At 68.2% G+C, this 13,011-nt stretch carries 10 protein-coding genes; 2 read left to right on the top strand and 8 right to left on the bottom strand.

Translation table 11 applies throughout. The annotated features are described in order from the left end of the window. Positions 1–6: 6 nt before the first annotated feature. From BLQ74_RS13050 to pilV, 3 genes are read right to left on the bottom strand one after another with little or no spacing between them, the layout of a single operon-like run. Positions 7–588, bottom strand: coding sequence for a pilus assembly PilX family protein (locus tag BLQ74_RS13050; RefSeq protein WP_090263005.1), 582 nt, complete (start codon positions 586–588; stop codon positions 7–9). Next, positions 585–1,337, bottom strand: coding sequence for a prepilin-type N-terminal cleavage/methylation domain-containing protein (locus tag BLQ74_RS13045; RefSeq protein ID WP_170842801.1), 753 nt, complete (start codon positions 1,335–1,337; stop codon positions 585–587). Before BLQ74_RS13045 ends, BLQ74_RS13050 begins: the two co-directional genes overlap by 4 nt. A 1-nt stretch (position 1,338) precedes the next feature. Beyond that, positions 1,339–1,881, bottom strand: coding sequence for a type IV pilus modification protein PilV (pilV, locus tag BLQ74_RS13040; RefSeq protein WP_170842800.1), 543 nt, complete (start codon positions 1,879–1,881; stop codon positions 1,339–1,341). A gap of 112 nt (positions 1,882–1,993) precedes the next feature. On the opposite strand from pilV, the gene BLQ74_RS27935 reads away from it, so the two are divergent. Then, positions 1,994–2,122 (top strand): hypothetical protein, encoded by a 129-nt coding sequence (locus BLQ74_RS27935; RefSeq protein WP_280139863.1) that lies wholly within the window; start codon positions 1,994–1,996, stop codon positions 2,120–2,122. An 84-nt stretch (positions 2,123–2,206) separates the two neighbouring features. On the opposite strand, the gene BLQ74_RS13035 is transcribed toward BLQ74_RS27935, so the two are convergent. From BLQ74_RS13035 to BLQ74_RS13020, 4 genes are all read right to left on the bottom strand, one after another. After that, complete coding sequence (locus BLQ74_RS13035; protein ID WP_090263002.1) at positions 2,207–3,055, bottom strand: mechanosensitive ion channel family protein; 849 nt, start codon at positions 3,053–3,055, stop codon at positions 2,207–2,209. Between the two features lie 111 nt (positions 3,056–3,166). Then, positions 3,167–4,102: a transglutaminase family protein gene (locus BLQ74_RS13030; protein ID WP_090263001.1), complete on the bottom strand. Its 936-nt coding sequence runs from the start codon at positions 4,100–4,102 to the stop codon at positions 3,167–3,169. Then, the gene (locus BLQ74_RS13025) at positions 4,102–6,600 is read right to left on the bottom strand and encodes a circularly permuted type 2 ATP-grasp protein (RefSeq protein WP_090263000.1); all 2,499 of its coding nucleotides are present in this window, start codon (positions 6,598–6,600) and stop codon (positions 4,102–4,104) included. Before BLQ74_RS13025 ends, BLQ74_RS13030 begins: the two co-directional genes overlap by 1 nt. Before the next feature lie 50 nt (positions 6,601–6,650). Further along, complete coding sequence (locus BLQ74_RS13020) at positions 6,651–9,938, bottom strand: transglutaminase family protein (RefSeq protein ID WP_090262999.1); 3,288 nt, start codon at positions 9,936–9,938, stop codon at positions 6,651–6,653. 312 nt (positions 9,939–10,250) lie between these two features. On the opposite strand from BLQ74_RS13020, the gene BLQ74_RS13015 reads away from it, so the two are divergent. Continuing rightward, positions 10,251–10,655 carry a bacteriohemerythrin gene (locus tag BLQ74_RS13015; RefSeq protein ID WP_090262998.1) on the top strand — a complete coding sequence of 135 codons (405 nt, stop codon included), beginning with the start codon at positions 10,251–10,253 and terminating at the stop codon, positions 10,653–10,655. A gap of 71 nt (positions 10,656–10,726) precedes the next feature. On the opposite strand, the gene BLQ74_RS13010 is transcribed toward BLQ74_RS13015, so the two are convergent. Continuing rightward, entirely contained in the window at positions 10,727–12,982 is a 2,256-nt protein-coding gene (locus tag BLQ74_RS13010; RefSeq protein ID WP_090262997.1) for a YgiQ family radical SAM protein, read from the bottom strand. Positions 12,983–13,011 lie beyond the last annotated feature (29 nt).

Below are 13,011 nucleotides of genomic sequence, written 5' to 3'. Positions count from 1 at the left end.
ATGGCCTCAGTTCGAGTGGCGGCGGGCATAGACCGACTGCAGGATCACTGGCGCACCACCGCTTCCGCCCCGCGCGTAGGCGTTCACCTGGTAGTAGTGGGTGCGAATGGCGGGATCGCCGAGGTTGCTCAGGTTCACCCCGCCGCCATCCTCGCCGACGACCACAGCGTGCTCGCGCGGCGCCGGAACAAAGCGAGTGACACCATCCGAGCCGCGGTAATCGATGGCGTTCTGCGGATCGGCCCACCAGGCATCCGGCGCCGCGCTCCAGCACCAGTGCACGCGGCCCTCGCGAACCTCGCGGACCCGCTCGCCGAGCAGTACGCAAAGACTGTCGCCCGGCATGCAGGCCGCCGCCCGGCCGTCCTCCGCGCCGCTCAGGCGGGCCAGGCGCTGCTCGACCTCGCGCAAGGCGGATTCGGCGGCGTTGAACACGCGCCGCATCTCCGCGCGATCGCCGGAGAGACGGTTTTCCATGCGGCTGCCGCGCATACCGGTGACGGCCAGCAGAGTCAGCAGCAGGAGCATGACCATGGTCACCGGCAGCACCGCGCCGCGCTGCGCCGACAAGGTTCGATAAGCGTTCATAGGCTGAGACTGCGCAAGGCCACGCTGGCCTGACTGATGTGGAACAACCGCGAATCGTTGGCGCCCAGCGTGGGGTTGCGCCCGGTGAGCGCCCGCCAGTGCTGCGGTACGTCGCTGACGACGCCGTCGCGCTGACCGCGCTCGCTGGCGAACAGCAGGGCGATGCTCAGCGCCTGGACCTTGGCGTTCTTGCCGGGCAAGGGCTGCACACTGAAGTCGAGCAGACCGTCCAGTACGCTGCTGCCAGCGCTGTCGGCCACGCCGCCCTCCACGATCGAGGCACAGCCGATGCGCCCGCTGGCGCGGTCGAGACTGAGCCGGGCGAGGACATTCAGCGGCTCGTTGGAAAAGGCCAGCGGGTTGCCCTCGCAGTCGGCTTCCTGCACCTCGAAGCCGCGCTGGTAACGCACGCAGAGACTGGCCCTGGCGCCGCTCTCGATGAGTTTCAGGGTTTCCCCGGCGGCAAAGGCCGGGCAGCCGCTGCGCGCGGGCAACGCCGGGAAGGCTTCCTCTCGACCCTGCGCCTCGGGGCGCGCCCGGTAGCCGGCGCGGACCGCCAACTGCTCGATGAAGCGGGCGGCGAAGCGCGCGTTCTCCTGGTTGGCCAGCTGGCCCTGCTGAAACAGGTAGTTGCGCCTGTGGTCGAGAAACATCTGGCTCACGCCGAGGATCAGGATGCTGCTCAGCACCAAGGCCACCAGCAGCTCCACCAGGGACAGACCGCGCTGTCGGATACGCTGGGCTGGCATGTCACAGCTCCGCGCGCAGCGCGTAGCGGCAGATGCCATCGGCGCAGAGACCGCCGGGGCTATCCGCCCAGGCCAGGCGGATCATCACCGCGGCACCGCTGTTGTCGCTGGCGCAGCGGTCGGCGACGCGGCTGCGGCAGACCTCGAAAGCCTCGGTGAGAATCGCCGGCGTGACCGGCAACAACCGGCTGACCTTCTGCCGCCAGCAGTACAGGTCCGCAGCCGCCACGGCCGGCCCGCCGCCGCTGCGGTCGCGTCGGGCGCACGACACGCCGCCGACTTCGGGAAATACGCCGCCGGCCGCCTTGACGTAGCCGGCCAGATCGCTCGATGCGGAGGCGTCGAGGAGTGCCTCACGGTTGCTCCGCATCATTTCCAGCAGATCGTCGGCCAGCATGACCGCGCTGCCGCGCAGGCTGGCCTCGCGGGTGTAGCGCAGCGCCTGGCCTTGCAAGGTGAGCATGCCGAGCGCGCCGATGCTGATCACCAGCAGGCTCACCAGCACCTCGATCAGGGTGAAGCCGAACGGATTCGCACGCTGCATGGGTGGCCTCCACGGACTCATTGACGAAGCCCGGCGCAACCAGGCCGGCCAGGCGATGCGCTCAGAGTGCAGTGGCGGGAGCGGCAAAGATGTAAGACGAGTCCCTTAGGACATGACCCGTTTTCTTGCGAGCAGACGCGAAGAAACCGACAACCGAAAGAAGATTCCTAACGATAAAAAAGGCAGCGCAGAGGCCAATCGCGCCGCCCACTGCTACTTAGGGATTCATCAGCAGGAATGAAAGAAGCACGCCACAGCGTGCTTCTTTGCCGTTCGCCCGCGCCGCGCGCAACGGCTGCGCGAGGCCCCGGGAATGCCCCTGGACTCAGAGGCCGGGCTGCTTGAGGATCACCGTCTGCGCCGGCATGGGCACCGGGAACTCGCTGCCGAGGGCGTCTTTGATGGTGCGGTTGGTGTCGAAGTAGACCTGCCAGTAGTTGTCGTTGTGGCAATAGGGGCGCACCGCCAGGACCGGGCCGACCAGGTTGAACTCGAGGATTTCCACTTCCACCGGCGGCTCGCCGAGCACGTTGGGAATCTGCGCGATGCGCTGCTTGAGCAGCGCCGCCGCCACCTGGTAATCAGCCGCGCCGGAGAGCTGCGCCTTGAGTTCGACGCGCCGGTACGGGTTGTAGCTGAAGTTCTGGATGTTGTCGGCGAAGATCTTGTTGTTGCCCACCAGGGTCAGCACGTTGTCCGGGGTGTTGATCGCGGTGACGAACAGGCCGATCTCCTTGACCGTGCCGGTCACTCCGCCGACGCAGATGAAGTCGCCGACCTTGAACGGCCGCAGGACGATGATGAAGCCGCCAGCGGCCAGGTTGGCCAACAGCCCCGACCAGGCCACGCCGATGGCCACGCCGGCGGCGGCGATGAGCGCGGCCAGGCTGGTGGTTTGCACGCCGAAGTAGCCAAGGATGCCGATCACCAAGAGGATGTTCAGGGTCACGGTGATGAACGAGCCGACATAGCGCAACACCGTGGGATCGACACTCTGTCGCCCCAGCGCCTTCTCGACCATGCCCACCGCCAGGCCGATCAGCCAGCGGCCGACCACCCAGAAGGCGATGGCGGCGAGGATCTTCATGCCGAAGGCCAGCGCGTATTGCGAAATCAGCGCCCAGACCTCGTTGAACTTCTCCGTACCCACATTGACGATGTTGGTGTCACCCATGGCCTTGCCCGTCCATTGCTCAGTAAATGACCAAGGAAAAGCTAGCACGCCATGCGTGGCCTGCCCGCCAGCCGAAGAAAAGCCGCGCCCAGGCTGGCGCGGCGCGGGCTTTCAGACGGCCAGTTCCCAGGACGGCAACACCGTCACCCGCACGTCCGGATCATGGCTGCCGCCGCCGAGGATCACTCCGCGCAAGGGCGAGACATCGGTGAAGTCGCGGCCCCAGGCCAGGGTGATGTGCTCCAGGTTGGGCTGGATATTGTTGGTCGGGTCGAAGTCCACCCAGCCATTCTGCGGGCAGTACAGCGAAACCCAGGCGTGCGAGGCATCGGCGCCGATCAGGCGCGGTTGGCCGGGCGGCGGGCGGGTCAGCAGGTAGCCGCTGACATAGCGCGCCGCCAGTCCCTGGGAGCGCAGGCAGGCGAGCATCAGGTGGGCGAAGTCCTGGCAGACCCCACGGCGCCGTTCCAGCACCTCGATCAGCGGTGTCGCCACCTGGGTCGCCGTGGCGTCGAAGGCGAATTCGCGGAAGATTTTCTCCATCAGCGCCGCGCCGCCGCTGAGCAGCGGCCGCCCGGCGGGGAAGCAGTCGGCGGCGAACTCGGCGAACTGCCGCTTGATGCGCACAGAGGGCGATTCCACCCGATAGCGGCAGGCCTCCAGCTCATCGGGTGAGAGCGCCCGCGCGCTGTAGGCCAGGGCCGCCACCACCTGCTCCCAGGGCGGCGAGGCCTCCAGCGGCAGTGGCGCGCGCGGCAGCACTTCGACCAGCAGGCGGGTATTCACCTGCAGTGCCTCGTGGGGACGCTCGAAAGCCAGCCGGGTCAGCGGGTTGCCGAAGGCGTCGGTAGCGTCGCTGCGCCGGGTGGGCGCCGGATCGATCAGCAGCTCGCGGCCCAGGCAACGCTGCCAGGGACAATCGCGCGGCCACAGGTGCAGCAGTTGCTGCGACAGCGACACCGGCGCCGAGTAGCGGTAGTGGGTGTCGTGGAACACCTGGTAGCGGACGCCTTGCAGCGCAGCGTCGGCGCGGACGGGGGCGGCCATCAGGTGGACACCGTGCGCTGGCTGATGTCGTCGACATGGGCGAAATAGCGCAGGCCCAGGCGATCGGAAAGTTGCCCGGTGCCGCGCGCCAGTTCGCGCAACAGCCCGGCCAGGCCGGCGAGCACCTCATCCACCCCGGCGCTGCCGAACAGCGGGTTTTCCAGGGTGGCGAAATCGAAGGCCAACAGGCGTGCGCCGATCTGCCCCAGTTCCCGCTCGGGCGGAGCGGCGAACTCCTGGTGCAGGCGCTCCAGCGAGCGCTCCAGCGCCAACAACTGGAAATGCAGCGAATGCGGGTTCTGCTCGTGCAGCAGGAGCAGGTCGAGCACCGGGATCAACTGCGGCCCGGCCAGGTAGCGCGAGCGATAGGTGATGGTGCAGTTGCCCAGCTCCAGCAACCACTCCAGCGCCCCCGCGTCCCAGGCCGCGCCGCCTTCGAGGAAGCCGGCGACGGCATCGGCGAAGAACTGGATGCGCTCGATGCGCCGGCCGATCATGAGGAATCGCCAGCCATCGTCGCGGGTCATGTCGTCGAGGGCGAACCCCGACAGGGCCGCCAGCGACATCAGCAAGCGGTTGAGGAAGTCCAGTGCCTCGCCCAGGTCGGTGCGCCGCGCATCCAGCGCCTGCACGTCGCGCTGCAGATCGAGCAGGGCCAGCCAGTTCTCCCGCGACAGCCGCCCACGCACCTGCGCCGCCGCCCAGTGCAGGCGCCGCAGGTTGGCGCACAGGCTGTTCGGCCAGTCCTCATCGAGCAAGGCGTCGAGCAGGCGTTGCTCCAGCGGCGCCTCGCCCGGCGGCAACAGGCCGATGGCGCTGGCCAGTTCGAGGGCGCTGCGCAGGGCCTGCTCGTCGCCGTCTGCATCGACATAGCGCGACAGCACCACGCGCAGCAGGCGCGCATTGTCGTCGCAACGCTCCGCATAGCGGCCGAACCAGAACAGGTTCTCCACGACCCGCGATGGCAGGTACGGGTCCTGGCGGATCAGCTCGCGCGCGCCGATGTTGCGCGGGCGCAGCGGCTCGCCGCTGACGGGGCGGTCGGCGAGCACCCAGGTGTCCTTGCTCGCGCCGCCGCGTTGCATCGACACCACTTCGGCATCCGCCGCGGAAGCCACCCGGGTCAGGCCACCGGGCATCACCCAGTAGCGGCCGTCGCTGCTGGCCACGGCGAACACACGCATGCCGATGGCCCGCGACTGCAATTCACCACGCGGGCCGCGCCCCTGCCAGATCGGCGCCTGGGATAGCTGTGCCTGGCGCTGCGCGACGTAGGCGTGGGGCTGCGCGCGCAAACGCTGGCACAGCTCGGCCCGGGCCGCCGGGTCCAGGGCGTGAGCGAACAGCGGCTCGAAACTCTGCGAGGGAAAGGCCGGTTTGATCACCAGGCCGGCCATATCCTCCAGGGTCCGCGCCAACACCTGCGGCTGGCCGCACCAGGCACTGTCGATGGCCGGCAGCGTCAGCTCTTCGGCGAACAGCCGCCGGCTGATCGCCGGCAGGAAGCCAAGCAATCCCGGCGACTCCAGCACGCCGCTGCCGAGGGCGTTGGCCACCAGCACGCGGCCCCGACGCACGGCATCGAGCAGGCCGGGAACGCCGAGGGCCGAGTCGGTTCGCAGTTCCAGCGGATCGCAGAAGTCGTCGTCGAGACGGCGCAGCACCGCATGGACACGCTTCAGGCCGCCCAGGGTCTTCAGGTACAGGGTGGCGTCGCGCACCGTCAGGTCATGCCCCTCGACCAGCGGAAAGCCGAGCTGACGCGCCAGGTAGAGGTGCTCGAAATAGGTTTCGTTGAAACGTCCCGGCGTCAGCAACACCACCAGCGGCGTCTCCCCCTCGCTGGGAGCGAGCCGGCTGAGGGTCTCCTGCAGGGTGCGGAAATAACCGGCCAGGTACTGCACGCGCAGCTCGCGGTACAGCTCCGGCAAGGCGCGCGAGACGATCTGCCGGTTTTCCAGGGCGTACCCGGCGCCGGAGGGCGCCTGGGTGCGGTCGGCCAGCAGATGCCAGCGACCATCGGCGTCGCGCGCCAGGTCGGCGGCGTAGCTGTGCAGGAAGATGCCGGCGGGCGGCTGGATGCCGACGCTGGGCCAGAGGAAGTTGGGATGCCCGTAGACCAGTTCGCTGGGCAGCAAGCCCTCGCTGAGCAGACGCTGCTCGCCATAGAGGTCGGCGAGTACCGCGTTGAGCAGGCGCGCGCGCTGCGCGACGCCAGCGGCGATCTGCTCCCACTCCGGGGCGGACAGCAGGTTCGGCAGCAGGTCCAGCTCCCAGGGGCGGTCGGCGCCCTTGGGGTCGGCGTAGACGTTGTAGGTTACGCCGTTTTCCTGGATCTGCCGCGCCAGCAGGGCCTGACGCTGACGCAGTTGCGCGGCGCTGCTGCGCTCCAGTTGCTGGAGCAGGCGCTGCCAGTGCGGCCGCACGCCGCCAGCGGCATCCAAGAGTTCGTGGTAGGCCGTGGCGGTCAACGGGTAGTGGGCGAGCAACTCGGACATCGGGGACTCGGCAGGCAAGGTAGCTGGATCACTTTAGCGGGCGGACGATCTCATGTCCGCCGCAGGTCCAGGGTCATCGGCAGCTCGGCGCTGGCGCGCGGCATTTCCACGGCCAGCCGTCCCGGCGTATGGCCATGCCGGAAGAAGCGCGCCAGGCGCCGGCTCTCGGCCTCGTAGGCGTTCACAGGGACACTCTCGTAGTTGCGCCCGCCGGGGTGGCTGACGTGGTACTGACAGCCGCCGAGGGAACGCTGCATCCAGGTATCGACGATGTCGAACACCAGTGGCGCCTGCACGCCGATGGTTGGTTGCAGGCAGGACGCCGGTTGCCAGGCGCGATAGCGCACGGCGGCGACGAATTCGCCGACCTGCCCGGTGGGGTGCAACGGCAGCGGATGGCCATTGCAGGTCACCACATAACGGTCGGGGGCCATGCCGCGAACCTTCAACTGCACCCGCTCCAGCGACGAATCGACATAGCGCACGGTACCGCCGACGGCGCCCTCCTCGCCCAGCACGTGCCAGGGCTCCAGGGCCTGGCGCAGCTCCAGATCGATGCCCTTGACCGCGTAGTCGCCATATTTCGGGAAGCGGAACTCGAAGTGCGGGGCGAACCAGTCGCTGCGCAACGGATAGCCGAAGGCGTTGAGTTCGTGAATGACATCGCTGAAGTCCTGCTCGACGAAGTGCGGCAGGAGGAATCGGTCGTGCAGCTCGGTGCCCCAGCGCGCCAGCTTCGGCGGCGCATAGGGCTCGACCCAGAAGCGCGCCAGCAGGCCACGCAGCAACAGTTGCTGGGCCAGGCTCATGCGCGCGTGCGGCGGCATCTCGAAGGCGCGCAGTTCGAGCAGGCCAAGGCGCCCGCTGGCACTGTCCGGCGAATACAGCTTGTCGATGCAGAATTCCGCGCGGTGGGTATTGCCGGTGACATCCACCAGCAGGTTGCGCAGCAGCCGGTCGACCAGCCAAGGCGGACAGGCGGCGCCGGGCTCGGGCATCTGCGCGAAGGCGATCTCCAGCTCGTAGAGCGCGTCGTTGCGCGCCTCGTCGACCCGCGGCGCCTGCGATGTCGGGCCGATGAACAGGCCGGAGAACAGGTAGGACAGCGACGGGTGGTTGTGCCAGTAGCTGAGCAGGCTGCGCAGCAGGTCCGGGCGGCGCAGGAACGGCGAATCGCCGGGCGTGGCGCCACCGAGGACGAAGTGGTTGCCGCCCCCGGTGCCGACGTGGCGGCCATCGACCATGAACTTCTCGCTGGACAGCCGCGACTGCCGCGCCGCCTCGTAGAGGAACTCGGTGCGCTCGACCAGTTCGTCCCAACTGGCCGCCGGATGGATGTTCACCTCGATCACGCCCGGATCGGGGGTGACGCGGAAATTCACCAGGCGCGGGTCGGCCGGCGGCTCGTAACCCTCCAGCAGCACCGGGCAGCCGAGTTCACCGGCAGTGGCCTCGATGGCTGCGACCAGTTCCAGATAGGCCTCCAGCTCGGCCAGCGGCGGCATGAACAGATACAGGCGGCCGTCGCGGGGCTCGGCGCAGAGCGCGGTGCGGGTGATCCAGGCGGCCGACTGGTGCATGGCCGGCGGGCGGCTGGCATCGGGGCCGCCCGGGGTGCGCTGGCGCGCCTGCTGGTGCAGTTGCGCGGCGCGGCGCAACGGCGCCTGTGCCTGGCTCGGATCGGCCGGGTTGACGTAGGGGAAGTCGGCGTCGCTGACCCACGGCTGCGAGTCCAGCGGCAAGCGGTAGCCAAGCGCCGAATCGCCGGGGATCAGCCGGCAGTGCTCGTCGCGCAGGAACCAGCGGCCGCTCTCCCAGGCATCGCCGGCGGCGCTGCGCGCCAAGGGCAGGACGTGCCCGATCACATCGCCAAGGCCGCGCTCGAACACCCGGCGCAGCCGCTCGCGCTCCAGCGGGTCGGCCAGGCGGGCATCCTCCGGGGTGACGTTGACCGGCAGGCGGCGCTCGCGCCAGAGGTAGTAGAAGCCATCTTCATAGGCCGGGAACTGGGTGTCGCCGGACAGCCCCAGGCGCCCGGCCAGGCGCCGCAGGAAGCGCGCCGCCAGGGCGGCGTCGGCGCCATAGCCGCGATCCTCCTCGGCGTAGAGCAGCGGGTTGTTCCAGACCGGCTCGCCGTCGCGGCGCCAGAAGCAGTTCAGCGACCAGCGCGGCAGTTGCTCGCCGGGGTACCACTTGCCCTGGCCGAAGTGCACCAGGCCCTTGGGCGCATAGTGCCGGCGCAGGCGATGGAACAGTTCAGCGGCCAGGCGGCGCTTGTTCGGGCCGAGGGCGGCGCTGTTCCACTCGGGGTCGTCGGGATAGTCGATGGCGACGAAGGTCGGCTCGCCGCCCATGGTCAGGCGCACGTCCTGCGCCGTCAGGTCGGCGTCGATGCGCGCGCCCAGGTCGCGGATCGCCTGCCATTGTTCATCGCTGTAGGGCTTGGTCACCCGCGGCGCTTCCCAGACCCGCTCGACGCGCATCTCATGGCTGAATTCGACATCGCACGGATCGACGGCACCGCTGATCGGCGCCGCCGAGGACGGTTCCGGGCTGCAGGCCAGGGGAATGTGCCCCTCGCCGGCGAAGAGCCCGGAGGTGGGATCGAGGCCGATCCAGCCGGCGCCGGGCAGGTAGACCTCGCACCAGGCGTGCAGGTCGGTGAAGTCCACCTCGGTGCCGCTGGGGCCGTCGAGGGCCTTCTGGTCGGCGGTGAGCTGGATCAGGTAGCCGGAGACGAAGCGCGCCGCCAGGCCCAGGTGGCGGAGCAACTGCACCAGCAGCCAGGCCGAGTCGCGGCAGGAGCCGGAGGCCAGTTGCAGGGTCTGCTCCGGGGTCTGCACGCCCGGCTCCAGGCGGATCAGGTAGCGCACGTCGCGGGCCAGGCGCTGGTTCAGCTCGACCAGGTAATCCACGCTGGGGCGCGGCTCGCGGTCGAGGCCGGCAAGGTAGGCGGCGAACAGCGGCGTCGCCGGCAGGCACGCTAGGTAAGGCGCCAGCTCACGCTGCTCGTCGGCGCCATAGTCGAAAGGAATCCGCTCGGCATAGGGTTCGAGGAAGAAGTCGAAGGGGTTGAACACCGCCATTTCCGCGACCAGATCGACCTCGATACGCAGCTCGCGGGTCTGCTCCGGGAACACCAGGCGCGCCAGGTAATTGCCCTGCGGGTCTTGCTGCCAATTGATGAAGTGCTTGCCCGGCTGCACTTTCAGCGAGTAGCCGAGGATGCGCGTGCGACTGTGCGGCGCCGGGCGCAGCCGGACCAATTGCGGGCCGAGATTGACGGCGCGGTCGTAGCGGTAGTGGGTGACGTGCTGCAACGCGACATGGATCGACACGGCGGGCCTCCTGCGGGCCAGGGCGATAGCCGTTCCGCGCAAGTCCCGTGCCAGCCGCCAAGGGCCGTGGCACGGGCCGCCCCTGGACAGCGGGCACCATCGCGGGGCCCGGCCTGCACACGGGGCGGACTCGCGCACGAAAATGGGGCGCCACGGCCGACCGGCCAGCGACAGCCTGGCCCTGTCCTGGCCCGCCTGCGTGGCCCGACGTCGCTGAGCCCAGCGGGCAACGCCACCGATCGTTGATACGCATCAATTCCGCGAACACCGGCTGCACGATGATTCATCGCTCAACCGCCTGGAGGGCAGCGCATGAGTTTCATGCCGTGGAACGATGAGTTCATAACCGGAATAGACAAGATCGACCAGCAACACCGTTGGCTGGTGAGCCTCACCAATGCGCTGTACGACAGCCTGCACGAAGAGGATGAGACGGCGCCGCCGATCGGCGAAATCCTCGAACGCCTGGTGGAATACACGATGAACCACTTCGTCGTCGAAGAAGCGCTGTTCGAGCGCCTGGGTTATCCACAGAGCGAGGCGCACCGCGCCGAGCATGACCGCTTCAACCGCCAGGTGATGGACTTGCTGCTACGCCACGAGAGCGGCGAGGCGGTGGACGACAAGATCCTGGGCCTGCTCAAGGACTGGTTGACTCACCACATCCTCAAGGTCGACAAGGCCTACGTCGGCTTCTTCCACGAACACGGCATCTGAGCTGCCCGCCTCCCGCCGTTGCAGCGGGAGAGGCACCGCGGTGGAAGGGCCCGGCCCCTCCACCTGCCCACTCAACGCGGGATGTTCGGCTGGCGCTTGGTGGTGCGTTTCTTGCCCTTGGCGTAGCCGCTGGCCTTGTCTTGCTCGGCCTTGTTCCACGGCTTGGAGCCGTCGCTGGCGCGCGGCGGCAGGCCGGTGTGCTGGGTCAACAGCGGCGTGCCGGTCTTCTTGCTGCCGCCCGGCGTGGAGTTCTTCTTCCGCGCGCTCTGGTAGCTGCCATCCACCGCCGGCTGGAAGGCCGGGATCAACTGGTGCTTGCCACTGCCGATGAGGTCGGCGCGGCCCATCTCCTTGAGTGCCTCGCGCAGCATCGGCCAGTTGTTCGGGTCGTGGTAGCGCAGGAAGGCCTTGTGCAGGCGGCGGCGGCGCTCGCCCTTGACGATATCCACGCCTTCGCTCTTGTAGGTGACCTTGCGCAGCGGGTTCTTGCCCGAGTGGTACATGGCCGTGGCGGTGGCCATCGGCGACGGGTAGAAGGCCTGCACCTGGTCGGCGCGGAAACCGTTGCGCTTGAGCCACAGGGCGAGGTTCATCATGTCCTCGTCGGTGGTGCCCGGGTGCGCGGCGATGAAGTACGGGATCAGGTACTGCTCCTTGCCCGCCTCCTTGGAAAACTTCTCGAACAGCTTCTTGAAGCGATCGTAGGTACCGATGCCGGGCTTCATCATCTTGCCCAGCGGCCCTTCCTCGGTGTGCTCCGGGGCGATCTTCAGGTAGCCGCCGACATGGTGGGTGACCAGTTCCTTGACGTACTCCGGCGACTCCACCGCGAGGTCGTAGCGCAGGCCCGAGGCGATGAGGATCTTCTTCACTCCCTTCAGGTCGCGGGCGCGGCGATAGAGCTGGATCAGCGCGGAGTGGTCGGTGTTGAGGTTCTCGCAGATGCCCGGCCAGACGCACGACGGCTTGCGGCAGTGACGCTCGATTTCCGGGTCCTTGCAGGCGATGCGGTACATGTTGGCGGTCGGCCCGCCGAGGTCGGAGATGACCCCGGTGAACCCCGGCACCTTGTCACGGATTTCCTCGATCTCGCGGATGATCGAGTCTTCCGAGCGGTTCTGGATGATGCGCCCTTCGTGCTCGGTGATCGAGCAGAAGGTGCAGCCGCCGAAGCAGCCACGCATGATGTTCACCGAGAAGCGAATCATCTCGTAGGCCGGGATTTTCTCCTTGCCATAGGCCGGGTGCGGCACGCGGGCGTACTGCAGGCCGAAGACGTAGTCCATTTCCTCGGTGGTCAGCGGGATGGGCGGCGGGTTGAACCACACATCCTGCTCGCCGTGGCGCTGCACCAGCGCGCGGGCGTTGCCCGGGTTGGTTTCCAGGTGCAGCACGCGGTTGGCGTGGGCATAGAGCACCGGGTCGCTCTTCACCTTCTCGTAGGACGGCAGGCGGATCACCGTGCGCTCGCGCTCCAGGCGCGGGTGCGGCAGCAGTTGCACCACCTTGGCCTCGTCGGCGTCGTCCTGCGGGCCTTTCTCCTGCTCGATGGCGCAGGCGGCGGTGTCCTGGGTGTTGACATAGGGGTTGATGATCTTGTCGATCTTGCCCGGCCGGTCGATCCGCGTGGAGTCCAGCTCGAACCAACCTTCCGGGGTGTCGCGGCGGACGAAGGCGGTGCCGCGGATATCGCTGATCGACTCGATCGGCTCGCCGGCGGCCAGCCGATGCGCCACTTCCACCACCGCGCGCTCGGCGTTGCCGAACAGCAGGATGTCGGCCTTGGCGTCCATCAGGATCGAATGGCGGACCTTGTCCTGCCAGTAGTCGTAGTGGGCGATGCGGCGCAGCGAGGCTTCGATGCCGCCGAGCACGATCGGCACGCCCTTGTAGGCTTCGCGGCAACGCTGGCTGTAGACCATGCTGGCGCGGTCCGGGCGTTTGCCGGCCAGCCCGCCCGGGGTATAGGCGTCGTCGGAACGGATCTTCCGGTCGGCGGTGTAGCGGTTGATCATCGAGTCCATGTTGCCGGCGGCGACGCCGAAGAACAGGTTCGGCTTGCCCAGCTTCATGAAGTCGTCCTTCGACTGCCAGTCCGGCTGGGCGATGATCCCCACGCGGAAGCCCTGGGCCTCCAGCAGGCGGCCGATGATGGCCATGCCGAAGGACGGATGGTCGACGTAGGCGTCACCGGTGACGATGATGATGTCGCAGGAATCCCAGCCGAGCTGATCCATCTCTTCCCGACTCATCGGCAGGAACGGCGCCGGGCCGAAACACTCGGCCCAGAACTTGGGATAGTCGAACAGCGGCTTGGCGGCTTGCATCACGGACACCGGGAATCTCGAAGAAAAGG

The organism is Pseudomonas panipatensis, from assembly GCF_900099785.1.
Lineage (GTDB): Bacteria > Pseudomonadota > Gammaproteobacteria > Pseudomonadales > Pseudomonadaceae > Pseudomonas > Pseudomonas panipatensis.
The sequence above is the reverse complement of the archived record's forward strand: the minus strand, read 5'-3'. Positions and strand labels throughout refer to the sequence as shown.